Raw genomic sequence first — 25,158 nt, forward strand, 5'->3', positions numbered from 1 at the left:
ACGTTCGTCGCATGCGTCTGATCAGCGGCCTCGTGGTCGCCCTGCTGGCCTCCGCCCTCGTGCCCGTCACGTCGTCCGCCCACGCCGACGTCGTCACGCCCGCGCGCACCGTCCAGGTCGTCACCGACCCGGGCTTCGAGCACGCCGGGACGCCCTGCTTCCGGCCGGCCGCCCACTCCCGGACGCGGGTCGCCCGCACCCCGCGGCACCCGCTGCACGGCCGGCGCAGCCTCGACGTCCGGCTCCCGGCGCACGCCGCCGTCTCCTGCGCCCCGGCCGGCGCCGTACGCCGCAGCATCACCAGGGTCGCCGGCGCGCTGAGGATCCGCGACGTCTCCACCGCCCGCCGCGCCCGCCTGACCGCCTGCCTGCGGGTCGTCCCCCTCGGCTCGAGCACCCCGCGCAGCGCCTGCACCCGGGTCGACCGGCACCACCACACGGTGGCCCGCGCCACCCTGCGCTGGCCGGCGCCGGTCCGGGTCGCCAGCGCCCGGTGGACGGTCACGGCCGTCCGTGGCGCGGTCCGCGTCCTGCTCGACGACGCGACGATCAGGTTGAGCCTCCCCGCGGTGAGCGACACCTGCGACCCGGCCCTGGAGGCGGCCCCCGCCGGCCCGCCCGACGCGTCGTCACCGTGCAACGACAACGAGCTGCCGACCGGCTCCGACTACGCGCCGGCGACCCTGCACCTGCGCACCGCCCGGCCCTTCATCCCGCTCGACGACTACACGGTCGCCCCGGCCTCGGACCCGGTGGCGCAGCGCTTCACGGCGTACGTCGACCGCGCGCTCGCCGGCGACCCCGACTACGGCTACGGGGCCGCGGACGCCGTCGTGCAGTACGCCCGCACCCACCAGGCGAAGTACCTCGACAGCGCGATCGCGGACGTCGACCGCCGGGTCGCCGACGCCGATCGCGCGATCGCGCAGGGCGAGGCCCCCGAGATCGCCGGCGACAGCTACCTCGAGGTCGGTCCCGACCTGGAGGAGCTCGCGCTGGCCTACGACTGGGGCTTCAGCCGACTCACACCGGGCCAGCGCAGGCGCTGGAGGACGTACGGCGGCCAGGCGCTCTCGAACCTCTGGAGCCCGCAGCTCGCGACCTGGGGGAGGGCACCGGCCGGCAGCTTCGCGTGGAGCGGGTGGTCGATCAACAACCCCGGCAACAACTACAACTTCAGCTTCATCCAGGCGACCCAGCTCTGGTCGCTCGCGACCGGCGACCGCGCCTGGATGCGCTTCCTCCAGACCTACAAGTTCCCGCTGCTCACCGACTACTACGAGCAGCTCGACGGCGGCGGCAGCCGCGAGGGCACGGGCTACGGCACCGCCCAGACCCGGCTGTGGGCCAACGCGCGCACCTGGCGCGAGGCGACCGGCGAGCACCTCGCCGCCGTCGAGGCGCACGCCCGCGCGAGCGTCGACTACTGGATCCACGCGACGGTCCCGACGCTCGACCACTTCGCGCCGTTCGGCGACCTGTCGCGGGTGTCGGTCCCCGAGCTCTACGACTACCAGGAGAACCTCGTCCGCGAGGCCGCGATGGCCGCCCCGGGCACCCCCGCCGCCGGCCGCGCCCTCTGGTGGATCTCCCACAACTCGGTGCCGGACACGATGGCCAACAGCTTCAACCTGCGCGCCGCGCTGCTCCGTCCGAACGGCACCCCGACGGCGCCGAGCGCCACGACGTACGCCGCGACGGGCGTCGGGCAGTTCTTCGCCCGGTCGTCGTGGGTCGAGGACGCCACCTGGCTGTCGGTCATCGCCGGGCCCTACGACGAGTCGCACGCCCACGAGGAGCAGGGCGCGTTCACCCTCTACGACGGCACCTGGCAGTCGGTCACCGCCAACATCTGGTCGCACAGCGGGCTCCAGGGCGTCGGCGACGGGGACGGCGACCTCGGCACGGGTGCGTCGAGCATCCTGCGGTTCGACACCGCCGACGGCCCGGTGCCGCAGCGCAACGCCACCAGCTCGATGACCGCCACCCCCGGCGCCGGCACCGCGACGGTGCACGCCGACCTGTCCCCGGCGTACGCCGGCTCCGAGGGCGCGGTGACGTCGTGGACCCGCGACCTCTCCTTCGCCGCCGACCACCTGGCCGTCCAGGACCACTGCGCGGTGGGCTCCGCGGTCACCCCGGTCTGGCAGCTCCAGGTGCCGGTCGAGCCGACCGTCGGTGCTCCGGGCGAGATCACCGCGGGCGACCTCCACGTCACCTTCGACCCGTCGTACGACGTCCAGCTGGTCGACCTCCACGCGCTGGAGGACGACCTGATCTCGGGCTGGCGGATCGAGCTCCGGAACGCGTCCGGCTGCGACTTCTCGGTCGACCTGGACGTGCTCTGAGGGGCGCGACCACCTCGATTGGGAGTCGGCGCCGACCATGGGTTAGAGTTCCCTCGCTTCACCAGTGGAGCCACCTGGCCCCGTAGCGCAGTTGGTTAGCGCGCCGCCCTGTCACGGCGGAGGCCGCGGGTTCGAGTCCCGTCGGGGTCGCCAACGAAACGCTCCGGATCATCACGATCCGGAGCGTTTCTGCTTGTCCAGCACAATGGCGGCATGCCGGTCGAGATGGGTCCCGCCGCGTTCGACGCCCTCGTCGACCGCGCCCTCGACGGCATTCCCGACGAGATCGCCTCGCTGGTGCGCAACGTCGCCGTGCTGGTCGAGGACGAGCCGCCCGCCGACGACCCCGACCTGCTCGGCCTCTACGACGGCATCGCGCTCACCGAGCGCTGGGGCGACCCGTCGATGCAGCTGCCCGACCGGATCTTCATCTTCCGCAACCCGCTGCTCGACATGTGCGAGAGCGAGGAGGAGCTGGAGACCGAGGTCCGGATCACCGTCGTCCACGAGGTCGCCCACCACTTCGGCATCGACGACGACCGCCTGCACGACCTGGGTTATGCCTGACCGATCGTGAAGCCCAGCGCGCACGCGACCAGCGCGCCGCCGATCGTCGCGACGGCGTACGCCGTGGCGCGGAGCCGGCCCAGGCCGTGCGTCTGCACCGCGAAGGCGGAGTAGGTCGTGAAGCCGCCGCAGAAGCCGGTGCCGAGCAGCGCCAGCGGGTGCTGACCCAGCGCCAGCGCCGACAGCAGCCCCAGCAGGAACGACCCGCTCACGTTGACCGCCAGCGTGCCGACCGGGAAGCGACCGTCGTACCGGCTGGCGACCTCGAAGCGCAGTGCGGCGCCGGCGGCCGCACCGAGGGCGACCAGGAGTGCCGTCATTCGTCACCGCCCTCGTGGGCGAAGACCCGGCGCTGCCGGGCGGTCGACCACTGGTCAGCCAGCCGGACGGCGACCAGGCAGGCGACCAGCGTGCCGACGACGTAGAGCACGGCCACCGTGGTGTGCCCGCCGGCGAGCAGCGCGCGCGACTGCTCGGAGTAGGCCGAGAGGGTCGTGAAGCCGCCGAGGAGGCCAGGGCCGAGGAAGACCGTCAGGGTGCGGCTGCCGCGGACCGCCGCGAAGGCCGGCAGCAGCGCCAGCGCGAACGAGCCGACCACGTTGATCGCGAAGGTCGACCACGGGAAGTCGGGTCCGTGCGTCGGGAACGCGTCGGTGAGCGCCCACCGCGCCACGGCGCCGATCGCGCCACCCGCGGCGGCCGCGGCCAGCAGCCGGGCCGGTGGCGATCCCGCCGTCACGGGACGGGGTCGGTCTCGGTCTGCGACATCGGCGCATCCTGCCACGCCAGCGCGGCCTCGCCGCGCTCCTGCCGGACGAACTCGCTGAGGAACCAGCGCTGGAAGCGCTGCTGGTCGGGGGTGCGGGCCAGCGACAGCAGCCGCTTCTCCCGGCAGAACTCGTCCGCCAGGTCGAGCAGCTCGATGAACCGGCCGATGGTCGCAGCCGTCGGGTGCGGCATCGCCACCCGGAGGTCGGCGGTGGACGCGCCGGACGCGAGCGCCTGCTCGATCTGGTCGGCGCCGATGCCCTCGCGCAGGTCGCGATCGAGCGCGCCGAAGAGGTCGGACAGGTCCTTGGCGAGCGGGTAGTCGGTCTCGTGGGCGAGGGAGAGCAGCCGCACCTCGCGCCGCAGCTCGCGGTAGTGGCGCTGGAACTCGATGTACATCCGCAGCGGCACGCCGAGGATCGAGATCCGCATCTCGTCCGGGTCGGGGGCTCGGTCGGTCACCGGCGGCACGCCCGTGACCAGGCCCTCGACCGGGTCTCCGCCCGGTTGGGTGGCCGGTGCGAACCAGACCGTCTTGCCGTCCTCCTCGAGGTCGACCCCCCAGGCCGTCGCGCAGCGGGCGACGATGCCCAGGCCGCGCCCGAAGGTGAGCAGCAGGTCGTCCTCGTCAGGGTCCTCCGACGGCATCAACGGCGGGTCGGGGGAGCCGTCGTGGACCTCGACCCGCGGGTGCTCGGCGGTGCCCCGGACCCGCACGGTCAGCGGCGGCGTCGCGTGCAGCAGGGCGTTGGTGACCAGCTCGGAGACCCCGAGCTCGGCGCACTCGACGAGGTCGTCACGACCGATGTCATGGCACGTCTCGACCACCCATCGGCGTGCGTCTTGCACGCCGCGGGGACCCGAGCCCAACGAGAGGGCGGGCCTGTTCAGCGGCAAGGTCGGTCTCCACAGAAAGGCTGATCAAGGGTGTTGCCAGACGCGGCTCGTGTACCCCCGCGATTTCCCTGTGAAACCTCGCCACGACCCCCGATTTCAGCGGTCCAGACCGGCCCTCGCCACGAAACTCGTGGCAGACCTGGCATGTGACCGAAGAGACGCACCTCGATTGCGGGAATCGGGGTCCCGGGCGGAACAATGGGCACCGCGGAACGTGTTCTCTTGGCACGATCCAAACGAGCGGAAGTGAAAGGTCCGTCATGGCAACGACGCAGACGACCCAGCAGGCAACCGACCGGCACCGGGTGGTGATCATCGGCTCGGGGTTCGGCGGTCTCTTCGGGACCAAGCAGCTGCGCCGCTCCGACGTCGACGTCACCATCGTCGCGAAGACGACCCACCACCTCTTCCAGCCGCTGCTCTACCAGGTGGCGACCGGCATCCTCTCCCAGGGCGAGATCGCGCCGCCCACCCGCGAGATCCTCAGCGGGCAGAAGAACGCGCAGGTCCTGCTGGGCGAGGTCACCGACATCGACCTCGACGCCCACACCGTCACCTCCCAGGTGCTCGGCCGCTCGACGGTCACGCCGTACGACTCCCTGATCGTCGCGGCCGGCGCCGGCCAGTCCTACTTCGGCAACGACCACTTCGCCGAGTTCGCGCCCGGCATGAAGAGCATCGACGACGCCCTCGAGCTGCGCGGCCGGATCTTCGGCGCCTTCGAGATGGCCGAGATCGGCGCCACCCGCGGTGAGAACGTCGACCACCTGCTGACCTTCGTGGTCGTCGGCGCCGGCCCCACCGGTGTGGAGATGGCCGGCCAGATCGCCGAGCTCGCGCACCGCACGCTGCGCAAGGACTTCCGGGCCATCAACACCCGTGAGGCGCGCGTGGTCCTGGTCGACGCCGCCCCGCAGGTGCTGCCGCCCTTCGGTGCCAAGCTGGGTGAGAAGGCCAAGACCGAGCTGGAGAAGCTCGGCGTCGAGGTCGTGCTCGGCGCGATGGTGACCGACGTCGACGAGCGCGGCATCGAGATGAAGTTCAAGGACGGCCGCGTCGAGCGCATCGAGAGCGTCGCGAAGATCTGGGCGGCCGGCGTCCAGGCCAACCCGCTCGGCAAGACCCTCTCCGAGCAGACCGGCGCGCCCCTCGATCGGGCCGGCCGGATCGCGGTCAACCCCGACCTGACGCTGCCGGGCCACCCCGAGGTCTTCGTGGTCGGCGACATGATCAACCTCGACCACCTCCCCGGTGTCGCGCAGGTCGCCATCCAGGGCGCCAAGTACGCCGCCAAGGAGATCGACAACCGGCTCAAGTCGAAGGCCTCGCAGGGCCCGTTCCACTACTTCGACAAGGGCTCGATGGCGATCATCAGCCGCTTCCGCGCCGTCGCCCTGATCGGCAAGCTGCGGGTCACCGGCGTGCTGGCCTGGCTGATGTGGCTGGCGCTGCACCTCATCTACATCACCGGCTTCAAGAGCCGCGTCACCGCGCTGCTGCACTGGGCGGTCTCGTTCATCGGCCGCGGCCGATCCGAGCGAACCACGACAGAGCAGCAGATCTTCGCGCGCAGCGCGCTCAGTCGGCTCAAGCGTGGTGCCACCGACCTGGTCTCCGACCCCGGGGCGTACGACGCCGCGCGGGCCATGCTCGAGACCACCCGGCGCGCCGAGCTGGAGGAGCGGGCGCTCGAGGAGGCGCGGCTCACCGACGCCGGCGAGCGCGGCGTACCCGTCGACTCCAACGCCTGACGGCTATCCCTGCTGCCGCAACCACCGCGGCACGATGAGCAGCCCCTCGGCCTCGACGGTCACGCCCTCGGCGTCGAGGATGTGGCCGCGGGCCCAGGTCTTGATGCCCTCGTCGCGCTCGACCCACGCCTCCGCGCGGAGGTCGCCCAGCCGGGTGGGGCGCCGGTAGGTCAGGGTGAGGCTGGCGGTCATCCCGGGCTTGCCGCTGGCGCCGGTCGCCTCGCCGACCATCTGGTCGAGGATCAGCGACGAGACGCCGCCGTGCACGAGCCCCGGGGGGCCTTCGTACGCCGCGCCCAGGTGGAAGTCGGCCCACACCCGACCGCTCTCGCGGACGACCGCGAGCGGCGGCGCGAGCGGGTTGCGCAGGCCGACGACCGCGTTGCCCCACGGCCGGCCGCGGGCCGCGGCGCCGTGGCTCGCGGCGTACGCGCCCTCGAGCTGCCTGGACCGCAGCCGCGCCACGAGGCCCTCGAGCTCCGCCTGCACGGCCCGGGCCTCGTCGTCGTCGACCTCGGTGCGGATCGTCGCGTCCACGAGCTCGCGGACGACCTGGGTGAACGGGCCGTAGAGCGCGGCCTCGTGCTCGGTCTTCTCCAGGGTCACCGGCCGATCCTAGAACACGTTCCAGTTCCGCGGTCTGGTGAGATGGGCCCATGACCGAGCTGGTGCCGCCCGACGTCCGTCTCCACCGATCCTGGGCCGAGGCCGTCGCCGAGTTCGAGGTGGCCGGCTCCACCCAGCACGGCTACGGCCTGTGGGACTTCCAGCCGCTCGACACCACCGAGGCGGGTTGCCGGAAGGCGGTCGACTTCCTGCTGGCGCAGGCCGACCCGGCCACCGAGCTCCCCGACGGCCTGGTGCACTGCACCTACTTCTGGATCACCGAGGACGACACCTTCGTCGGCTACCTCGCGATGCGCCACTCGCTGACGCCCTGGCTGCTCGAGGAGGGCGGCCACATCGGCTACTCGATCCGGCCGTCCCGGCGCAACGAGGGGCATGCGTCGCGGGCGCTCGCCCTCGCCGTACGACGGGCCCGCGAGCAGCTCGGCATCGACCGGGTGCTGGTCACCTGCGACGACGACAACGAGGCGTCGCGCCGCACCATCGAGCGCTGCGGCGGCGTCTTCGAGGACGAGCGCCAGGGCAAGCTGCGCTACTGGATCGACACCGCCGAGGACGCACCCGAAATGAAGTGAACCGCCGGGGTCTCGGGCCACCGACGGTTCAACTCTCGGGAAGGTTAGGTGTCCTCGGGCGCCCTGGATAGGTCTAGACCGAAACCCTGGGGTCCGAATAGCCCGCCCGCTCAGCCATCTGGACGGGGCCGCACTGGTAGGCCCCGTGGGACTCGAACCCACAACCCGCGGATTAAAAGTCCGATGCTCTGCCAATTGAGCTAGGGGCCCCGCGCCAGAGCCTACCGGCGGGCGCGACCCGGTCGGGCGGGGGCGTGCGGACGGGCCTGCGACGGCCGGTGATTGTTTCTTCAAGGTTTCCGCAAGGGTTGCGGGAAGGTCTTGGGGGCCGCCGGGAGCGCCGCTAACGTTGTCCTCACAAGCCGCGCTGGTGACCCGAGACGCCAGCGCGGCTTGTTTCTATTTCCGGCGGTATGACGGGTCAGAGACCGCCGATGCCCTGGCCGAGCAGCACCACGCCGATCACGAGCACCAGCACGCTCATCACGGCGACGTTGTTGGCCTGGAGCCAGGTGCGCAGCTCGTCGAGCGGGTGCCGCAGCCTCTCGTGCGCGACGAGGAAGCCGAGCACGGGCAGGGCCACGGTGCTGGCGGCGATCACGGTGAAGACGGCGACGCTGACCACCGCCTCGCCGGTGCTGAGGTCCGCCCCGCCGATCGCGGTGCCGGCAGCAACGCACATCAGCAGGTTCTTCGGGTTGACCGCGGACAGGAGGAAGCCGAGGCCGAGCGCCTTCACGAACGTGAACGAGTCGATGGCCGCCATCCACTTCGGGAGCGCCGCCTCCTCACCGGGCTTCGGCCGCCGGCCCCACTGACGGACCGCGACGAGGAGCAGCAGGACGCCGAGGACGAGCTTGATCCACGCGGAGGTGGTGGACGAGTCGTCGCTGCCGTCGTCGAGGCCTGCCGTCGAGGCGATGACGGTGAAGATCGTCGTCGCGACGACGATGCCGGCGACCCACCCGACGAGGAAGTCGATGCTGGTCCCGCGGGCCTGCGGCGCGAGCAGCATCAGGATGGTGGCGATGATGGGGACGGGGCTGATCGCGACGCCGAGGGCGAGGGGCAGCAGGTCTCCGAGCACTCCGTTCACCCGCTCAGCGTGGCCCATGTGTGCCCTTCTCGTCACGGAGCCGTAGCACAACCTTCATCCGCGAACTGAGAAAACCGGGCCGAGAAGGTTCGTTCGGGAGCGATGGTTGGTAACGTGTCGTCTGCAACAGGTGCAAGTTCCAGCAGGTATGACGCCGGCGGAGTTTGTGATCCAACGGCGTTTCTTCTTTCGTGGGCCTACCACTCATGCGAAGTCGGAGCGACGTGTCACCGCATCTGATGTGGGACCGTCGAAGTGACGGTCTCTCGCCCCGACAGAGGAGTAACGAGCACATGGCTCAGGGCACCGTTAAGTGGTTCAACGCAGAAAAGGGCTTCGGCTTCATCGCTCAGGACGGCGGCGGCGACGACGTCTTCGTTCACTACTCGGCGATTCAGACCCAGGGCTACAAGTCCCTGGACGAGAACCAGAAGGTCGAGTTCGAGGTCACCCAGGGTCCCAAGGGCCCGCAGGCGGAGAACGTCCGCGCGCTGTGATCTGACGGCCGTCCGAGCGACGGCCTGAAGGGGTCCCACCTTCGGGTGGGGCCCCTTCATCAATTTCGACGGACCCGTTCGGAGCAGGTGGCATGGCCCGGACGGGTCAGATTTCGCATTGGTGCGTTTGTCGCCGTGACCGTCGGGCACGCTGAGCGTTAACGGGAGGTCATTGTTGATGAGGCAGACGAGAGCGGGGAGTGATCACGTGCACGACCAGTTCGACATCTCCCTCGAGGACTCGGATCTCCTCGGCGAGGTCGAGCTCACGACCAACCTGATCATCGCGGCCAGTGAGTCTGACGATCACCTCTCCGTCGACGAGATCGACCGGATCCTCGGGGTGGTGCCCCCGCCGCGCAGCGAGGCCTGACCGCGGCAGCACCCGGGACGACATACCCCTCAGGGGTATGCTCGTCAGCATGACTGAGCACCAGCACGGCTACATCCAGCGCAAGGACGACTACCTCCGTCGCCTGCGTCGGATCGAGGGCCAGGCCCGCGGACTCCAGCGCATGGTCGAGGAGGAGCAGTACTGCATCGACATCCTCACCCAGGTCGCCGCGATGACGAAGGCGCTGCAGGCCGTCTCCATCGGTCTGGTCGAGGAGCACCTCAGCCACTGCGTGGTCGACGCCGCCCGCTCGAGCGACGCCGAGGCCCAGGAGAAGATCGGCGAGGCCGTCGAGGCGATCACCCGGCTGGTGAGGTCATGACGACGTCGGTGTGGCAGGTGACCGGCATGACCTGCGGCCACTGCGTCTCGGCCGTGACCCAGGAGGTCGGCGAGCTGCCCGGGGTGGTCTCGGTCGAGGTGCTGCTCGAGACCGGGGCCGTCACGGTCGAGAGCGAGGCGCCGCTCGACCGTGCCGCTGTCGAGGCCGCGGTCGACGAGGCCGGCTACCAGCTGGTCTGACCTCAGCAGGTCGCGAAGAGGACCGGGCCCGACGCGAGGTCCGAGAACACGTACTCACCCGAGCGTGGGACCAGGTCGAGCGTGACCAGGTCGCCCTCCGCCGAGGCCGAGGCCACCGAGAACCGGTCCGAGAAGTCGCCGCCCTGACCGGGCGCCGGACCGGCCGCCAGGACGGCGCGGCTGGCCGCGTTCGCCTTCGCCTGGTCGCCGTCGGCGAAGGCCATCACGGCTCGCACGTGACCGCCCGGCTGCACCGACAGGGCGTACGCCGTCATCGGGTCGATCGTCCCGGCCTCCTCGACCAGCCGGTCGGCGGTCGCCTGGTCGTCGGCGTCCGCCTGGCTCATCGCGAGCGCCGAGCACGCGTTGTCGCCGTCGTACACGGCGGCCGACAACGGCTCGCCCGACGCGTCGACGACCGACTTCACCGGGTCGGAGAGGTGGTCGTCACCCAGCCCGTCGACCACGTCGTGGAGGTAGTCGCTGCGGTCGCTCGTGAGCACGAGGCCGCGGTCGGCGTCGAGAGCGACGTACTGCAGCTCGGGGGAGAGGTCGGCGCCGATCTCCGGCAGCAGTGAGTCGCCGCCGATCCAGACCCCGTCGTCGGTCCCGGGGCGCTTGAACCCGGCGTCCTCGAGGTCGTCGCCGACGGCGTCCAGGTCGTCGTCCGGCAGCCGCAGGATCACGACCGCGCCGGCGGTGGACTGGCTGAAGAGCTCCCACTCGACGTTCGCGGGGGAGAAGCCGAAGTGCGCCTGGAGCACCGGGGCCGACTGCACGAGGGCCGAGGTGGAGGTGAGGTCGACGTCGAAGGCCTTGTCGAGGAAGCTCTGCACGTCGTCGCCCGAGGACGTCGCGTCGAGGTCGGCGCCGGTCCGGTCGCGCACCGCCGCCCAGTCCGTCCACGAGAGCCGCGCCGCGTCCGCCGGGGCGTACGACGTCGCCTGCTCGAACGCCGTCCGGTCCCGGTCGCGCCACCACCGGACCCCGACGACGGCGAGTGCCGCCAGCAGGACCAGCCCGACGACGGCCGCCACGACCACGGTCACGCGCTTGGACAAGGGTCGGGTCTCCTCAACGTGTCGGGGTGGTGTGACACTAGCGGCATGGCCACGAAGGACGTGCTCGCCGCGGGTGCCGTCGTCTTCCGACCCGGCAAGCGCGTGCTCCTGGTGCACCGGCCTCGCTACGACGACTGGTCCTTCCCGAAGGGCAAGCTCGACCGGGGGGAGCACGTCACCGGAGCGGCCGTGCGCGAGGTCGCCGAGGAGACCGGCCTGCACGTGCGGCTCGGCGTCCCGCTGTCCGCGCAGCGCTACCCCGTGACCGGCGGCCGCACCAAGCAGGTCTCCTACTGGGTCGGGCGGGTGGTCGGCAGCGACGACGTGTCCGGCTACCGGACCAACGACGAGATCGACGCCGTCGAGTGGGTGCCCTACGACGAGGCGATGGACCGGCTGACCTACGACCACGACCGCTCGACGCTGAAGGAGGCGCGCCCCCGGCGGCGCCGCACCCACGCCGTCGTCGTGCTCCGCCACGGCACGGCCAGGTCCCGGCGGGGCTGGGGCCAGGACGACCGGCTCCGCCCCCTCATCCAGCTCGGCCGGACCCAGGCGCAGCGGCTGGTGCCCGTGCTCGCGGCGTACGACGTCACGAAGATCGTCAGCTCCAGCAGCATGCGCTGCCTCGAGACCGTCACGCCGTACGCCGACACCACCGGGTGGGACCTCGAGCTCGAGGACGGGATGAGCGAGGAGGGCGCGAGCGCCGACTCGGTGGTCGACACGGTCGACACGCTGGTCGCGGGCGACGAGTCGGCGGTGCTCTGCACGCACCGTCCGGTGCTGCCCTCGGTCTTCGACGCGCTCGGTGTGTCCGACACCAAGCTCGAGCCCGGCGCCATGCTCGTGGCCCACCTGCGTCAGGGCACGGTGACCGCTACCGAACTCCACCGGCTCGACTGAGTCAACCGTTTCCGAGGCTTGTTCACGTGATCGCCGTCTCGTGAGCGACTGTCGGTCTCCGACTGGCCGATCCGAGTTCACCGCTCGTTCACCGACGACCCCGGAACCGTCCACTTCCGCTCCCTAACTTCGATGCCGTCACAGACATAGAAGACAGAGGAGTCTGAAGTGATCCGCACTTCCATCCGCCGGGCAGTCGTGCCTGGCATCGCCGTCATCGCTCTCGCCCTGACCGGCTGCGGCGCCAGCAACGACAGCGACGGCAGCGACGGCGACACCGGCAGCGGCGCCAGCGACCTCAGCGGCAGCCTCGCCGGCGGTGGCTCGAGCGCGCAGGAGTCGGCCCAGACTGCGTGGCGTGCTGGCTTCCAGAGCGCCAACTCCGGCGTCACCATCACCTACGACGCCGTCGGCTCGGGCACGGGTCGTGAGAACTTCATCAGCAAGGCCTTCTCGTTCGCCGGCTCCGACGCCTACCTGAGCGACGACGAGGGCCAGCTGACCGCCGCCAAGGAGCGCTGCGGTGGCGAGGACGCCATCGAGGTGCCGGCCTACGTGAGCGCGATCGCGATCATCTTCAACCTCCCCGGTGTCGACTCGATCAACCTCGACGCCAAGACCGTCGCGATGATCTTCGACGGCAAGATCTCCACCTGGAACGACCCGGCCATCGCCGCGCTGAACGATGGCGTGGACCTGCCGGACACGAAGATCAGCCCGGTGCACCGCTCGGACGACTCGGGCACCACGGACAACTTCACCGACTACCTGAGCAAGGCCGGCGACGGCGCCTGGTCCTACGACCCCGACGGCGTGTGGCCGATCAAGGGTGGCGAGGCCGCTGAGGGCACCTCCGGCATGGTCGCCGCGGTCAAGGGCGGCGAGGGCACGATCGGCTACGCCGACGAGAGCCAGGCCGGTGGCCTCGGCCTCGTGTCGGTCAAGGTCGGCGAGGAGTTCAACGCCCCGTCCGCCGACGGCGCCGCCAAGGCGCTGGCCGTCTCCAAGCCGGTCGAGGGTCGCTCCGACGTCGACATGGCCATGGACGTCGACCGCACCACCACCGAGTCCGGCGCCTACCCGGTGCTGCTGGCGTCGTACCTGATCGCCTGCCAGCACTACGACGACGCCAACGAGGCGGACCTGGTGAAGGGCTTCCTGTCCTACATCGTCTCCGACGAGGGCCAGCAGGCCTCGGCCGAGCAGGCCGGCTCCGCGCCGCTGGACGCCACCCTCGCCGAGAAGGCGCAGGGCATCGTGGGCGCGATCGCCGCGAAGTAGCGACACACGTGGACGTACGGCGGCCCGGGACCCGGGCCGCCGTACGCGCACGAAGCACCGAACCCGCAGTAGCACCACCGCAGTAGCAGCACCCAGAACAGGAGCCCCGTGTCCGTCACCGCACCGCCCCCGCCGCGGGCCGGCAAGGCCGTCGTCCGTGCCGGCGACCGGATCTTCGCCGGTACTGCCCGGGCCGCCGCCCTGACGATCATGCTGGCGCTCGCCGGCGTGTTCGTGTTCCTGTTCGTCGAGGGCCTGCCGGGCCTGAACGCCCCGGAGAACATCTACGCGCCGGCCACCGACTTCTGGTCCTACGTCGGCCCGCTGATCTTCGGCACGATCCTGGCCGCCGTGGTGGCGCTGGTGATCGCCGTGCCGTTCTCGATCGGCGTCGCGCTCTTCATCTCGCACTACGCGCCGCCGCGGGTCGCGGCCCCGATCGCCTACGTGATCGACCTGCTCGCCGCCGTGCCGAGCGTCGTCTACGGCCTCTGGGGCGGCCTGGCGCTGGCGCCGGCCCTGCGACCGGTCATCGACTGGCTCTACGAGCACCTCAGCTTCATCCCGTTCTTCGCCGGCCCGCCGTCGGTGACCGGCCGGACCATGCTGACCGCCGGCATCGTGCTGGCGATCATGGTCGTCCCGATCACGACCGCGATCTCGCGCGAGGTCTTCGCCCAGACCCCGCGGCTGCACGAGGAGGCCGCGATGGCCCTCGGTGCGACGCGTTGGGAGATGATCCGGCTGGCGGTCTTCCCGTACGCCCGCTCGGGCGTGATCTCCGCGATCATGCTGGGCCTGGGCCGCGCCCTCGGCGAGACCATGGCGGTGGCCATGGTGCTGTCGGCGACGCCGGTCGTGACCCTGAACCTCATCTCGGACACCAACCCGGCGACCATCGCCTCCAACATCGCCTCCAACTACAAGGAGGCGAGCCCGGACAAGCAGGCCCTGCTGATCGCCACCGGCCTGGTGCTCTTCGCGGTCACGTTCGTGGTGAACTTCGCGGCCCGATGGGTCATCGGCCGCGGTGAGCGGAAGGTCAGCCGATGAGCACCACGACTCCCCTGGAGCCCGACTCCTTCGCGATCAGCGCGAACCTCGCCAGCCCGCGGCTGCCGCGGTGGGCGCCGCTGCTGGTCTGCGTGATCGCCCTCGGCATCGGCGGCCTGGCGGCCGTGCTGCTCGGCTGGAGCGTCGTGCCGAGCCTGGTCTTCGCGGTCCTGCTGGCCGTCATCGGGCTGCCGCTGTGGTCGCTCCTGCTGGAGGGCAAGCGGGGGGCCGCGGACCGGCTCGCGACCTCGCTGGTGTGGGGCGCCTTCGGGACCGTCCTGGTGCCGCTGGTGTGGCTGATCTGGATGGTCATCAGCAAGGGCCTCCCCGCGATCAGCTCGGAATTCCTCACCGCCGACATGCGCAACGTCGTCGGCGCGGGTGGCGGCATCTACCACGCCCTCTGGGGCACGATCCTGATCACGCTCGCCGCGACGATCATCTCCGTGCCGATCGGCCTCTTCACCGCGATCTACCTGGTGGAGTACGGCCGCGGCAAGCGGCTGGCGCGGACCACCACCTTCCTCGTGGACGTGATGACCGGCATCCCGTCGATCGTGGCCGGCCTCTTCGCGCTCTCGCTCTTCGTGATCATCTTCGGTCCGGCGATCCGGATCGGCTTCGGCGGCGCGGTCGCGCTGTCGCTGCTGATGATCCCGACGGTCGTGCGCTCGGCCGAGGAGATGCTCCGGCTGGTGCCGGGCGACCTGCGCGAGGCGTCGTACGCCCTCGGCATCCCGAAGTGGCGCACCATCGTCAAGGTCGTGCTGCCGACGTCGATCGGCGGCATCATCACGGGCATCGTGCTCGCGATCTCCCGGGTGATCGGTGAGACCGCGCCGCTGCTGGTGGTCGCGGGCTCGACCGACTCGGTCAACTTCAACCTGTTCGACGGCCGGATGATGACGCTGCCCGTCTACATCTTCAGCCAGTACAGCTCGCCCGGCGTGGTGCCGGTGGGCTCGGAGGGCGACCCGCCCGGCTACGCCCGAGCGTGGGGTGCCGCGCTCGTGCTGATCGCTATCGTGATGGTGCTCAACCTCGTGGCCCGCATCATCGGCAAGTACTTCGCCCCCAAGACCGACCGGCGCCGTTGAGCGCCTGCTGAGAGAGAAACCATGGCCAAGAGCATCGACGTCTCCGACCTCAACATCTACTACGGCGACTTCCTCGCCGTCGAGGGTGTCAACATGACCATCCGCGCGAAGGCGGTGACCGCGTTCATCGGTCCCTCCGGGTGCGGCAAGTCGACGTTCCTCCGCACCCTGAACCGGATGCACGAGGTGATCCCCGGGGCGCGTGTCGAGGGCAAGGTGATGGTGTCCGGGCAGTCGCTCTACGACCCCGCCATCGACCCGGTCGCCGTACGCCGCCAGATCGGCATGGTCTTCCAGCGCCCGAACCCGTTCCCCACGATGTCGATCTACGACAACGTGCTCGCGGGCTCGAAGCTGAACTCCAAGAAGATGAAGAAGTCCGAGGCCGACGCGATCGTGGAGAAGTCGCTGCGCAGCGCGAACCTCTGGAACGAGGTCAAGGACCGTCTCGGCAAGGCCGGCATGGGCCTGTCCGGCGGTCAGCAGCAGCGTCTCTGCATCGCCCGCGCGGTCGCCGTGGAGCCGGAGGTGCTCCTCATGGACGAGCCGTGCTCGGCCCTGGACCCGATCTCGACGGCGGCGATCGAGGACCTGATCCACGAGCTGAAGACCGAGTACACGATCGTGATCGTGACCCACAACATGCAGCAGGCGGCGCGCGTCTCCGACGACACCGGCTTCTTCAACCTCAAGGCGACCGGCGAGCCCGGGCACCTGGTCGAGTTCAACCCGACCACGAAGATGTTCACCAACCCGGACGAAGAGTCCACCGAGGCCTACATCTCGGGTCGCTTCGGCTGATTCGACCCACCGAACTGCTCAGGAACTTGTCGCCCGGACCGATGGTCCGGGCGATAAGTGTCTTCAGACCTGGGGGAATCGGTGCCTCGCTGTGCAGTGGTGATCGAGGACGACGCGGACACCGCGTCGCTCCTCGAGTTCGCCCTGTCCTCGCAGGGCTTCGACGTGGCGATCGCGAAGGACGGCCAGGAGGGCGTCGCGCTGGTCACCGCGTTGCGACCCGACCTGGTCACCCTCGACGTCGGCCTGCCGGGCATCGACGGCCTCGAGGTCTGCCGCCGGATCCGGCCGGTCACCGACGCGTACGTCGTGATGGTGACCTCCCAGGCCGACGAGATCGACCGCCTGATCGGCCTCGAGACGGGGGCGGACGACTACCTGGCCAAGCCGATCAGCGTCCGCGAGCTCAAGGCGCGGGTCAACGCGATGTTCCGCCGGCCGCGGCACTTCGTCGAGGTCGCCGAGACGTCGTACGACGAGGTCGAGCCGGTGCGTCCCGTGGTCGAGGTGGCTGCCACCGACGACCACGAGGTGCTCCGCCACGGCGACCTGCTGGTCGACGTCGACGCCCACCGGGTGTGGCGGGCGGACGAGGAGGTCGAGCTGACGCCGACCGAGTTCGACCTGCTGGCGACGCTGATGCGCTCGCCGACGCGGGTGTGGCCGCGGGCCCTGCTGATGCAGGAGGTCTGGGGGCAGAGCTGGGGGGAGACCCACCACGTCGAGGTCCACATGGGCAACCTGCGCCGCAAGCTGGGGGACCGGCGTGGGCAGGTGCGGTTCGTGGAGACCGTGCGCGGCGTGGGCTACCGCTTGCGCGCCGCCAGCTGAAGCACGGCCGCCAGGCGGTCCTCGATCGGCTCGTTCACGAGCTGACCGGCCCGGAACCGGGTGCCGGGACCGTCGATCCTGGTCTCGGACGTCGCGGGGACGAGCCGAGGCGGCAGCAGCGGCTGGAAGTTCGACGCGTCGGTGATCATGGCTGCGACTCCGAGGTGACGAGGGTGAGGCGCGGACGCGGGGCGGGAGCCGGTGCCTGTCGACGGTGACGGGGCGGGTCCTGGCGCCAGATCAGGCTCAGGCCGAGCAGCACCACGCCGGCGAGGGCGACCCAGATCGCGCCGTACCGCACGACGGTGGCGCGGACCACCTGCACGACGTGGCCGACCTTCGGCACGACGTACGCCGTCTTCCAGACCGTGTTGCCGGAGATCGTGGCGCGCCACGGGTCGGGCGCCTCGTTGGCGTCGCCCTGGGTGCGGACGACCACGGTGCCGTCGGCGGCGTGGTCGACCGCGATCACCCGGTGGGTCTCGACGTGACGGTCGGCGACCGGCGCCTGGAAGGTGAGGATGTCACCGACCGCGACGTCCGAGGCCGGCCGCGGCACCGAGACCACGATGTCGCCACGGTCGATCGTGCCGGTCATGCTGCCGGTCAGCATCACCGCGGTGCGGTAGCCGAGGACGTGCGGGCCGACCGCGAGGGCGAGGAAGCCCAGCGTGCCGATCGTCAGGGCCAGGCTCAGCGCCCAGCTCACGAGCCGCCTGAGCGTCACGGGTTCACGACGGTCGTCTTGGCCGTCCGCTGCGTCCCGGTCAGCGTCCAGGTGATGCCGGTGGAGAGGCCGGCGGTGTTGTTGCCCGCGGTGCTGGGCAGCGTCAGGGTCGCCCGCAGGTAGACCGGGGTGTTGTTGTTGAGGTTCGGGACCCAGCTCGAGGTCTGGCCCCACGCGCTGGTCGCGCCGTTGCCGACCAGGCCGCCGTCGGTGGACACGTTCGTCGTCGTACCCGAGCAGGTGACGGCGGAGCCGCTGACCGTCCACGGGTTCGTGCAGCTGTCGACGGTGAGCCGGAGCGCGTCGGTGAGCGCGTTCTGGTCGGTGATCGTGGTCTGCAGCGTCACGTCGCCCAGCTGGGCGGAGCCGGCAGCGCGCTTGATCGAGACGGGGAAGACGACCTTGTCGCCCGGCACCATGTTCTTGGCGTCCACGTGGATCCCGGCGTCGTTGTCGTTCATCAGCACGCTGACCTTGGCGCTGCTGACGCTGACGTCGGCGGTCGTCGTGTCCGTGTAGGCGCCGAACGTGCCGATCCCGGCGACGGCGGCCGCGCCGGCGACGAGTGCGACCGAGGCGAAGAGCTTCGTGCCCATCGTGGCGCCCGTCTTCGTGCTGGCCTTCGTGGCCTTGCGGCGACCGGTGGTGGTGGTGCGCATCGGGTTCCTCCCCCAAGGTTCCCCCAGACATCCGTGTCTGGTGGTGCTGTTTCGATGTCCTGATCAAACTCCCTCGATCTCAAGACACCGCCCGCCCGATCCCCTGGTTTCCTACAAGACAAATGCAAGGCCCTCAGGTGGGTCGTGAGGGTGTTTCCGGGCGGATGTTGGGATAGCCAGAGACGAAACGGCCCTCGGGGTGGGGGCTGGAGGGCCGTCTTGTGGCTGGCTATCCCGACGCTGGCCTGTGGATAGCGTCCGCACCGCCGAGACGACGTGACGGATCGTGTCGGGATGGCGCGCACGGAGCACATGCGACCGCCCGGGTTCCACCCGGAGCGGCCGGGCCTGGTGCTGCCTGTGCGAGTCGATCCGACCGGTGTGCTCGGTCCGACCCCCAAGCAGGCCCGTGGTCCGCACTGGCGTCGTACCAGCCACGGGTTCTACGTCCCGTCGACCGTGTCCTGCGACGTCCAGCAGCGGATCGTCGAGTCCGCTCACCATCTCGGCCGTGCTTCGGCCGTCACCGGCTGGGCGGCGCTTGCGTGGCGCGGAGCGACCTGGCTCGACGGTCAGTCCACGGGCGGTCGCCCACTGCCGGTCGAGATCGCGAGCCTCCAGCGATCCGTCCGTCCCCAGCTCGGAACAGTGGTCACGGGAGAGTGTGTCCCACCCCCGCTGCGTACCGCCGTCGACGGCTTGCGGGTCGTCACGGCCGTGTCAGCGGTCGCGTTCGCCATGCGATACGCCACGAACGTGCTCGCTGCGGTCCGCGTGTTCGACATGGCTGCGCATGCGGACCTGGTCTCTCGAGACGAGCTGCTGGAGCACCTCGAGCTCTTGTACCACTGGACAGGGATCCCGCAGGCGAGAGAAGCGGCCCTGCTGGTTGACGAGAACGCCTGGTCTCCGCCGGAGGTCGACGTGCGCGTCGTGTGGCCGGTGGACTTGAGGCTCGACCCGCCGCTGACCAATCGGCCGGTGTTCGACCTCTCCGGCCGACATGTCGGCACGCCCGACCTGCTCGACGTCTCGGCTGGTCTGGCGGTCCAGTACGACGGCAGCCTGCACCTGGCAGGCAAGCAGCGTGCGAAGGACCTGCTGACGGCCGACGATCTCCGCCGAGTCGGCCTCGAGTGCCTCGAGCTCGTGAGCGCCGACGTACGCGAGCACGCGCGGCTCGTACGACGGGTCCGGGAGGCACGAGAGCGCGCCCTGTCTGCATCACGCGTGCGGCGCTGGACTACTGAGGCGCCGCCATGGTGGACGCCGACGCACACCGTCGAGCTCCGGCGCGCGCTGACGCCGACCCAGCAGGACCGTCTGCTCGGGTACCGACGGTCGGCCTGAGAGGCCCCGGTGGCGTAGCCAGCGACAACATGGCCCTTCCACTTCCTACCGAAGGGCCGTTTCGTAGCTGGCTATCCCCGCGGGCAGCCCTCAGGCGCTACCCCAGACGGCCGGCCTAGACCCCCAGGACCGCGTGCAGGACGACGTAGAACGCGGCGGCGACGAGGCCGGCCATGGGGAAGGTGAGGACCCAGGCGGCGACGATCGAGCGGGCGACGCCCCACCGTACGGCGGAGAAGCGCTTGGTCGCGCCGGCACCCATGATCGCGGAGGTGATCGTGTGGGTCGTCGAGATCGGGGCGTGGAAGACGAACGCCGTCGTGTAGAGCACACCCGCGCCGACCGACTCGGCCGCGAAGCCGCGGGCCGGGTCGAGGTGGATGATCCGGCGGCCGAGGGTCCGCATGATCCGCCAGCCACCGGAGTAGGTGCCGAGCGAGATCGCCGAGGCGGCCAGGACGACGACCCAGAGCGGGAGGTTCTCCTGCGGCTTACCGTTGGCGTTCGTGTAGTAGCCGGCCGTGGTGAGTGCCAGGAAGATGACGCCCATCGTCTTCTGCGCGTCCTGGAGGCCGTGCCCGAGCGCGAGCGCCGCGGCGGAGAAGGTCTGGGCCATCCGGAAGCCGCGGAAGACCTTGTGCGGGTTCCGCTTCCGGAAGATCCACATGATCGACAGCATCACGACGAACGCCGCGAAGAAGCCGAAGACCGGCGACAGCACCATCGGGATCAGCACCTTGTCGACGATGGTCGACCAGTGCACGAGCGCGCCGGCGGTGATCGCGGCGCCGACGAGGCCGCCGATCAGGGCGTGCGAGGAGGACGACGGCAGGCCGAAGTACCAGGTGATCAGGTTCCAGGCGATGGCACCGAACAGCCCGGCCAGTACGACGACCAGCCCGGCGTTGCCGGGCAGGGGTGTGATCACGTCACTGACGGTGTGCGCGACCTCCTGGCCGAGCAGGGCGCCGACGAAGTTCATCACCGCCGCGAGCACCAGGGCGATGCGCGGGGTGAGCGCCCGGGTCGACACCGAGGTGGCGATGGCGTTGGCGGCATCGTGGAAGCCGTTGGTGTAGTCGAACACCAGGGCGACGACGACGACCGCGATGACGATCGCGAGGTCCATGACCGGTCAGGACTCCTTGACCGCGATCTGTTCCACGATGTTGGCGACCTTCTCGAACGCGTCGATCGCCTCCTCGAGGGACTCCACGATGTCCTTGAGCTTGAGCACCTCGATGGTCTTGAACTCGCCGCTGAAGAGCTTCGCGATCGTACGGCGGTGGTTCTTGTCGCCGGCGTTCTCGAGCCGGTTGATCTCGATCCAGTACTCCTCGAGCGACTGCATCGACTGGAGGTTGGGCATCGAGGCCGCGGTCAGCTCGGCGCAGCGCTGGAGCACCTCGACCTGCGTGGAGAGCTCCGGCGGCAGGACCTTCACCTCGTACAGCAGGATCATGTCGACGACCTCGTCCATCATGTCCATGACGTCGTCGAGGGCCGAGGCGAGCGAGTAGATGTCCTCACGGTCGAACGGCGTCACGAAGGTCGTGTTGACCTTCCGCACGATCGCGTGGGTGGACTCGTCCGCGTTGTGCTCGGCCTCGCGCATCCGGCGGGCCACATCGGCGTGGTCGGCGCCGTCGGCGAGCATCTCCGCGAGCAGGGACGCGCCACCGACGAGGTGCTGCGCCTGCTCCGTGAAGAGGTCGTAGAAGGAGGTGTCGACCGGGCGGAGTCGCAATCCCACGAATAACTCCTGGTGAGGAGGAAATGAACGCGATCAGACTAGGGGGTGGCCGCCCGAAACGCGCAAGTGCGACCCCTCAGCGACCCTCAGGGGTGGTCCGGGTCACCGCCGGCGCCGCTGCGCCTCGATGAGGGCCTCCTGGAGGTGCACGGAGCCGGAGTTCTGGCTCCAGTGCCCCTCGCTGTCGAGCGCCCACGCGCTGGTGTCGGCGTCGAACGCGAGGTCGAGCAGCTCGCCCACGGCGCGGACGTTGTCCTCGCCGGGCAGCCTGACCAGCACCTCGACGCGCCGGTCCAGGTTGCGGTGCATCATGTCGGCGGAGCCGATCCACGCCTGCGGGTCCCCGTCGTTCTCGAACCAGAAGACCCGGCTGTGCTCGAGGAACCGGCCCAGCACCGAGCGCACCGAGATCGTCTCCGACAGCCCGGGTACGCCGGGCCGGAGCGCGCAGATGCCCCGCACGAGCAGCTGCACCGTCACGCCCGCCTGCGACGCCAGGTAGAGCGCGTCGATGACGGCCTCGTCGACCACCGAGTTGGCCTTGAGCCGGATGCCGGCCCGCCGCCCGGCCTGGTGGTGGGCGATCTCGCGGTGGATCTGGTCGACCAGCCCGGAGCGGACCGAGTCGGGTGCCACCAGCAGCTGCTCGTACGACGCGTTGCGCGACCACCCGGACAGATTGTTGAAGAGGTGGGCGACGTCGTCGCCGATCTGCTCGTCGGTGGTGATCAGCCCGAGGTCCTCGTACATCCGCGACGTCTTCGGGTTGTAGTTGCCGGTGCCGATGTGGGTGTAGCGCCGGATCCCGTTGGGCTCGTCGCGGATCACCATCGCGAGCTTGCAGTGGGTCTTCAGCCCGACCAGCCCGTAGACCACGTGGCAGCCGGCCTGCTCGAGCTTGCGGGCCCACCGGATGTTGGCCTCCTCGTCGAAGCGCGCCTTGATCTCGACGATCACCAGCACCTGCTTGCCGCTCTCGGCGGCGTCGATGAGGGCGTCGATGATCGGGCTGTCGCCGGAGGTGCGGTAGAGGGTCTGCTTGATCGCGAGGACGTGCGGGTCGGCGGCGGCCTGCTCGATGAACCGCTGCACGGACGTCGCGAACGAGTCGTACGGGTGGTGCAGCAGCACGTCGTGGCGCCGGGCCGCCTTGAACACGTCGACCGGTGCCGCGGACTCGAACTCGGCGAGCTGGTGGTGGGTGGTCGGCACGAACGCGGGGTACTTCAGCTCCTGCCGCGGCAGGTCGGCGATGTCGTGCAGGCCGCGCAGGTCGAGCGGACCGCGGAGCTTGAACACCTCCTCCTCGCTCACCCCGAGCTCGGAGACGAGCAGCTCGAGCACCTGCGGCGCGATCGACTCCTCGACCTCGAGGCGGACCGGCGGGCCGAAGCGTCGGCGGAGCAGCTCCTTCTCGAGGGCGGCGAGCAGGTTCTCGGCGTCGTCCTCCTCGACCTCCAGGTCCTCGTTGCGGGTGACCCGGAAGGTGTGGACCTCCAGCACCTCCATGCCCGGGAAGAGCCGCTTGAGGTGCTCCCCGATGACGTCCTCGAGCGGCACGAAGCGCTGGTTGCCGACCGGCACGAAGCGGCTGAAGATCGGCGGCACCTTGACCCGCGCGAAGTGTTCCTTGCCGGTCTTCGGGTTGCGGATCAGGACGGCGAGGTTGAGCGAGAGCCCCGAGATGTAGGGGAAGGGGTGGGCCGGGTCGACCGCCAGCGGCGTCAGCACCGGGAACACCCGGTCCTTGAAGAGCCGCTTGCAGGTCTTCTGCTCCTCGCGGTCGAGGTCGTCCCAGCGCACCAGGTCGATACCCGACTCGCTCAGAGCGGGGACGATCTCGTCGCGGAACAGCCGGGCTTGGCGCTCGGCCAGCTCGCGCGTCGTCGACCAGATCAGCTCGAGCACGTCCCTGGGCATCAGCCCCGAAGCGGCCGGTACGGCGAGCCCGGCGGCGATGCGCCGCTTCAGGCCGGCCACCCGGACCATGAAGAACTCGTCGAGGTTGCTCGTGAAGATCGCCAGGAAGCGGGTGCGCTCCAGCAGCGGGAGCGTCTGGTCCTCCGCGAGCTCGAGGACCCGCTGGTTGAAGCGCAGCCAGGACAGCTCGCGGTCCAGGAAGCGGTCGGCGTACTTCTCCACCGCGGCGAGGGCCTCGTCGTCGGGCTGGTACGGCGGCTCGACGTCGAACGGCTCCTCCGGGATCCCCTCGCCGTGGCTGGAGACCGCGTCGGGAGGCAGGCTGTCGAGCGTCATGGCGTCAGTCTTGCACTGCGAGGTGAACGGTAGGTTGCCCGTCGTGAGCCCCGTTGCGAGTGTGGTCGAGCGTGTGAAGACCGAGGCCCTGCGCGCCGTCATGTCGCTGCCACCGCGGGCGCAGCGCGCGCTCGCCGGACGGCGCGTCATCGTCGACGGCGCGCCCCTGGCCGTCGACGTCCAGCTGATGCTCCGCCTCCAGCGGCTGGCCCGCGAGCGCGGCGCCGAGACGATGCCGATCCCGGACGGCCGGCGAGCGATCCGCCGGCACACCCGGATGTCCGCCGGCCCGCAGCCGCTGGGCGACGTGCGCGACCTCGTCGTCGCCGGGCTGCCGGCCCGCCTCTACTCGCCGCCGCTGGCGCGGGGAGGACTGCTCGTCTTCTTCCACGGCGGCGGCTTCATGTACGGCGACCTCGAGTCGCACGACCCGGCCTGCCGGTTCCTCGCCGAGCGGTCCGGCGCCCAGGTGCTCGCGATCGACTACCGGCTCGGTCCGGAGCAGCCGTTCCCGGCGGCCTACGACGACGCGCTCGCGGCGTACCGCTGGGTCGTCGACCACGCCGAGGAGCTCGGCGCCGACCCCCGGCGGCTCGCGGTGGGCGGCGACTCGGCGGGCGGCAACCTGGCCATCGGGGTCGCGATCGAGGCGGCCCGCGCCGGCCTGCCGCTCGCGTTCCAGCTGCTCGTCTACCCGGTGACCGACGCCGAGCGTGACACCGACAGCGCGCGGCTCTTCGCGGAGGGCTTCTACCTCACGAAGGGCTTCATGGACCTCGCCGGCGAGTCGTACATCGTCGACTCCGACCCGCGCGACCCCCGCGTGTCACCGGCGTACGCCGAGCTGCCCCCGGGCCTCGCGCCCGCCTACGTCGCCACGGCCGGCTTCGACCCGCTGCGCGACGAGGGCGAGGCGTTCGCCCGGCGGCTCGCGGCGTCGGGCGCGGCGATCGAGCTGCGCCGCTACGACGACCTGATCCACGGCTTCCTCAACGTCGGCCTGGGCCGCACGGCCCCGGCCGCCAACGCCGAGATCGCAGCCGCGCTGCGGGCGGGGCTCCAGGGCTGAGTGCGGGTCTGACTAGCTCGCGTGGAAGCGGCTGCGGCACGGGCACGCCCAGCCGAGGTCGGTCTGCTCACCGCACTCCACCCGGGGTGGCTTGCGACCGACCGCGCGCCGCGCGACCCGGGCGACGCTGCCCGTGACGTGCCGCCGAGTGTGTCCGCAGCGACGGCAGGTGTCGGCTTCCCGAGTGCTCTCAGACATGCCTCAATCCTGTGCACGCACGCGCCCCGAAAACCAGGAAACCCAACAGATACTGGGGTCTTGAGCGTTGAACA

At 70.5% G+C, this 25,158-nt stretch carries 29 protein-coding genes and 2 tRNA genes; 17 read left to right on the forward strand and 14 right to left on the reverse strand.

Going from position 1 to position 25,158, the window contains the following annotated elements:
• Window positions 1-11: 11 nt before the first annotated feature.
• The 3 genes from ACFPYL_RS14545 (at window position 12) to ACFPYL_RS14555 (ending at window position 2,915) form a co-directional block, all read left to right on the forward strand.
• A complete protein-coding gene (locus ACFPYL_RS14545; RefSeq protein ID WP_379155531.1) occupies window positions 12-2,348 on the forward strand; it encodes a hypothetical protein in 2,337 nt (778 codons plus the stop codon).
• Between the two features lie 76 nt (window positions 2,349-2,424).
• Window positions 2,425-2,501 (forward strand) — tRNA-Asp (locus ACFPYL_RS14550).
• Between the two features lie 60 nt (window positions 2,502-2,561).
• Window positions 2,562-2,915, forward strand: a complete 354-nt coding sequence (locus ACFPYL_RS14555; protein ID WP_379155534.1) for a metallopeptidase family protein — start codon at window positions 2,562-2,564, stop codon at window positions 2,913-2,915.
• On the opposite strand, the gene ACFPYL_RS14560 is transcribed toward ACFPYL_RS14555, so the two are convergent.
• The 3 genes from ACFPYL_RS14560 to ACFPYL_RS14570 are packed head-to-tail and all read right to left on the reverse strand — an operon-like array spanning window position 2,906 to window position 4,532.
• Complete coding sequence (locus ACFPYL_RS14560; protein ID WP_379155537.1) at window positions 2,906-3,235, reverse strand: fluoride efflux transporter FluC; 330 nt, start codon at window positions 3,233-3,235, stop codon at window positions 2,906-2,908. The two genes, ACFPYL_RS14555 and ACFPYL_RS14560, sit on opposite strands and share 10 nt — an antisense overlap.
• Window positions 3,232-3,654, reverse strand: a complete 423-nt coding sequence (locus ACFPYL_RS14565; protein ID WP_379155540.1) for a fluoride efflux transporter FluC — start codon at window positions 3,652-3,654, stop codon at window positions 3,232-3,234. The genes ACFPYL_RS14560 and ACFPYL_RS14565 overlap by 4 nt, the downstream gene beginning before the upstream one ends.
• The gene (locus ACFPYL_RS14570) at window positions 3,651-4,532 is read right to left on the reverse strand and encodes an ATP-binding protein (RefSeq protein WP_379155543.1); all 882 of its coding nucleotides are present in this window, start codon (window positions 4,530-4,532) and stop codon (window positions 3,651-3,653) included. Before ACFPYL_RS14570 ends, ACFPYL_RS14565 begins: the two co-directional genes overlap by 4 nt.
• A gap of 308 nt (window positions 4,533-4,840) precedes the next feature.
• On the opposite strand from ACFPYL_RS14570, the gene ACFPYL_RS14575 reads away from it, so the two are divergent.
• Entirely contained in the window at window positions 4,841-6,331 is a 1,491-nt protein-coding gene (locus ACFPYL_RS14575; RefSeq protein ID WP_379155545.1) for an NAD(P)/FAD-dependent oxidoreductase, read from the forward strand.
• 3 nt (window positions 6,332-6,334) lie between these two features.
• Here ACFPYL_RS14575 and ACFPYL_RS14580 read toward each other — a convergent pair whose 3' ends face one another.
• The gene (locus tag ACFPYL_RS14580) at window positions 6,335-6,937 is read right to left on the reverse strand and encodes a PaaI family thioesterase (protein ID WP_379155548.1); all 603 of its coding nucleotides are present in this window, start codon (window positions 6,935-6,937) and stop codon (window positions 6,335-6,337) included.
• A 50-nt stretch (window positions 6,938-6,987) separates the two neighbouring features.
• Between ACFPYL_RS14580 and ACFPYL_RS14585 the strand changes: the two genes are divergently transcribed.
• Window positions 6,988-7,533 carry a GNAT family N-acetyltransferase gene (locus ACFPYL_RS14585; protein WP_379155551.1) on the forward strand — a complete coding sequence of 182 codons (546 nt, stop codon included), beginning with the start codon at window positions 6,988-6,990 and terminating at the stop codon, window positions 7,531-7,533.
• Window positions 7,534-7,667: 134 nt separating this feature from the next.
• On the opposite strand, the gene ACFPYL_RS14590 is transcribed toward ACFPYL_RS14585, so the two are convergent.
• A tRNA-Lys gene (locus ACFPYL_RS14590) sits at window positions 7,668-7,743 on the reverse strand.
• A gap of 211 nt (window positions 7,744-7,954) precedes the next feature.
• Window positions 7,955-8,629: a GAP family protein gene (locus tag ACFPYL_RS14595; protein WP_379155554.1), complete on the reverse strand. Its 675-nt coding sequence runs from the start codon at window positions 8,627-8,629 to the stop codon at window positions 7,955-7,957.
• Window positions 8,630-8,922: 293 nt separating this feature from the next.
• On the opposite strand from ACFPYL_RS14595, the gene ACFPYL_RS14600 reads away from it, so the two are divergent.
• The 4 genes from ACFPYL_RS14600 to ACFPYL_RS14615 all read left to right on the forward strand — a co-directional run bounded on the left by ACFPYL_RS14600 (window position 8,923) and on the right by ACFPYL_RS14615 (window position 10,042).
• Window positions 8,923-9,126, forward strand: a complete 204-nt coding sequence (locus tag ACFPYL_RS14600; protein ID WP_028644610.1) for a cold-shock protein — start codon at window positions 8,923-8,925, stop codon at window positions 9,124-9,126.
• A 208-nt stretch (window positions 9,127-9,334) separates the two neighbouring features.
• Window positions 9,335-9,499, forward strand: coding sequence for a hypothetical protein (locus ACFPYL_RS14605; protein ID WP_200944944.1), 165 nt, complete (start codon window positions 9,335-9,337; stop codon window positions 9,497-9,499).
• A 49-nt stretch (window positions 9,500-9,548) separates the two neighbouring features.
• Complete coding sequence (locus ACFPYL_RS14610; RefSeq protein WP_379155557.1) at window positions 9,549-9,842, forward strand: metal-sensitive transcriptional regulator; 294 nt, start codon at window positions 9,549-9,551, stop codon at window positions 9,840-9,842.
• Window positions 9,839-10,042: a heavy-metal-associated domain-containing protein gene (locus ACFPYL_RS14615; protein WP_379155560.1), complete on the forward strand. Its 204-nt coding sequence runs from the start codon at window positions 9,839-9,841 to the stop codon at window positions 10,040-10,042. Before ACFPYL_RS14610 ends, ACFPYL_RS14615 begins: the two co-directional genes overlap by 4 nt.
• A gap of 2 nt (window positions 10,043-10,044) precedes the next feature.
• Here the strand turns inward: ACFPYL_RS14615 and ACFPYL_RS14620 are convergent, their stop codons facing one another.
• A complete protein-coding gene (locus tag ACFPYL_RS14620; RefSeq protein WP_379155563.1) occupies window positions 10,045-11,103 on the reverse strand; it encodes a hypothetical protein in 1,059 nt (352 codons plus the stop codon).
• Between the two features lie 45 nt (window positions 11,104-11,148).
• Here ACFPYL_RS14620 and ACFPYL_RS14625 point away from each other — a divergent pair, with 45 nt between their 5' ends.
• From ACFPYL_RS14625 to ACFPYL_RS14650, 6 genes are all read left to right on the forward strand, one after another.
• The gene (locus ACFPYL_RS14625; protein WP_379155565.1) at window positions 11,149-12,009 is read left to right on the forward strand and encodes an NUDIX hydrolase; all 861 of its coding nucleotides are present in this window, start codon (window positions 11,149-11,151) and stop codon (window positions 12,007-12,009) included.
• Window positions 12,010-12,177: 168 nt separating this feature from the next.
• Complete coding sequence (pstS, locus tag ACFPYL_RS14630; protein ID WP_379155568.1) at window positions 12,178-13,290, forward strand: phosphate ABC transporter substrate-binding protein PstS; 1,113 nt, start codon at window positions 12,178-12,180, stop codon at window positions 13,288-13,290.
• Window positions 13,291-13,398: 108 nt separating this feature from the next.
• Complete coding sequence (gene pstC, locus ACFPYL_RS14635; RefSeq protein WP_379155571.1) at window positions 13,399-14,343, forward strand: phosphate ABC transporter permease subunit PstC; 945 nt, start codon at window positions 13,399-13,401, stop codon at window positions 14,341-14,343.
• The gene (pstA, locus tag ACFPYL_RS14640) at window positions 14,340-15,440 is read left to right on the forward strand and encodes a phosphate ABC transporter permease PstA (RefSeq protein WP_379155574.1); all 1,101 of its coding nucleotides are present in this window, start codon (window positions 14,340-14,342) and stop codon (window positions 15,438-15,440) included. The genes pstC and pstA overlap by 4 nt, the downstream gene beginning before the upstream one ends.
• Before the next feature lie 21 nt (window positions 15,441-15,461).
• Window positions 15,462-16,241: a phosphate ABC transporter ATP-binding protein PstB gene (gene pstB, locus ACFPYL_RS14645; RefSeq protein WP_379155577.1), complete on the forward strand. Its 780-nt coding sequence runs from the start codon at window positions 15,462-15,464 to the stop codon at window positions 16,239-16,241.
• An 81-nt stretch (window positions 16,242-16,322) separates the two neighbouring features.
• Window positions 16,323-17,072: a response regulator transcription factor gene (locus ACFPYL_RS14650; protein ID WP_379155580.1), complete on the forward strand. Its 750-nt coding sequence runs from the start codon at window positions 16,323-16,325 to the stop codon at window positions 17,070-17,072.
• Here the strand turns inward: ACFPYL_RS14650 and ACFPYL_RS14655 are convergent.
• The 3 genes from ACFPYL_RS14655 to ACFPYL_RS14665 are packed head-to-tail and all read right to left on the reverse strand — an operon-like array spanning window position 17,048 to window position 18,458.
• A complete protein-coding gene (locus tag ACFPYL_RS14655) occupies window positions 17,048-17,221 on the reverse strand; it encodes a hypothetical protein (RefSeq protein WP_379155583.1) in 174 nt (57 codons plus the stop codon). The genes ACFPYL_RS14650 and ACFPYL_RS14655 overlap by 25 nt on opposite strands.
• Window positions 17,218-17,799, reverse strand: coding sequence for a signal peptidase I (locus ACFPYL_RS14660; RefSeq protein ID WP_379155586.1), 582 nt, complete (start codon window positions 17,797-17,799; stop codon window positions 17,218-17,220). Before ACFPYL_RS14660 ends, ACFPYL_RS14655 begins: the two co-directional genes overlap by 4 nt.
• Window positions 17,796-18,458, reverse strand: coding sequence for a hypothetical protein (locus ACFPYL_RS14665; RefSeq protein WP_379155589.1), 663 nt, complete (start codon window positions 18,456-18,458; stop codon window positions 17,796-17,798). The genes ACFPYL_RS14660 and ACFPYL_RS14665 overlap by 4 nt, the downstream gene beginning before the upstream one ends.
• Before the next feature lie 294 nt (window positions 18,459-18,752).
• Between ACFPYL_RS14665 and ACFPYL_RS14670 the strand changes: the two genes are divergently transcribed.
• The gene (locus ACFPYL_RS14670; RefSeq protein ID WP_379155592.1) at window positions 18,753-19,808 is read left to right on the forward strand and encodes a hypothetical protein; all 1,056 of its coding nucleotides are present in this window, start codon (window positions 18,753-18,755) and stop codon (window positions 19,806-19,808) included.
• A 115-nt stretch (window positions 19,809-19,923) separates the two neighbouring features.
• On the opposite strand, the gene ACFPYL_RS14675 is transcribed toward ACFPYL_RS14670, so the two are convergent.
• From ACFPYL_RS14675 to ACFPYL_RS14685, 3 genes are all read right to left on the reverse strand, one after another.
• Entirely contained in the window at window positions 19,924-20,937 is a 1,014-nt protein-coding gene (locus ACFPYL_RS14675) for an inorganic phosphate transporter (RefSeq protein ID WP_379155594.1), read from the reverse strand.
• A 6-nt stretch (window positions 20,938-20,943) separates the two neighbouring features.
• Window positions 20,944-21,561 (reverse strand): DUF47 domain-containing protein, encoded by a 618-nt coding sequence (locus ACFPYL_RS14680; protein WP_379155597.1) that lies wholly within the window; start codon window positions 21,559-21,561, stop codon window positions 20,944-20,946.
• A gap of 102 nt (window positions 21,562-21,663) precedes the next feature.
• Window positions 21,664-23,817: an RNA degradosome polyphosphate kinase gene (locus ACFPYL_RS14685; RefSeq protein WP_379155600.1), complete on the reverse strand. Its 2,154-nt coding sequence runs from the start codon at window positions 23,815-23,817 to the stop codon at window positions 21,664-21,666.
• 43 nt (window positions 23,818-23,860) lie between these two features.
• Between ACFPYL_RS14685 and ACFPYL_RS14690 the strand changes: the two genes are divergently transcribed.
• The gene (locus tag ACFPYL_RS14690; RefSeq protein WP_379155603.1) at window positions 23,861-24,886 is read left to right on the forward strand and encodes an alpha/beta hydrolase; all 1,026 of its coding nucleotides are present in this window, start codon (window positions 23,861-23,863) and stop codon (window positions 24,884-24,886) included.
• 12 nt (window positions 24,887-24,898) lie between these two features.
• Here the strand turns inward: ACFPYL_RS14690 and ACFPYL_RS14695 are convergent, their stop codons facing one another.
• A complete protein-coding gene (locus ACFPYL_RS14695; protein ID WP_379155606.1) occupies window positions 24,899-25,084 on the reverse strand; it encodes a hypothetical protein in 186 nt (61 codons plus the stop codon).
• Window positions 25,085-25,158 lie beyond the last annotated feature (74 nt).

The organism is Nocardioides hankookensis (genome assembly GCF_042658885.1).
Taxonomy (GTDB): domain Bacteria; phylum Actinomycetota; class Actinomycetes; order Propionibacteriales; family Nocardioidaceae; genus Nocardioides; species Nocardioides hankookensis.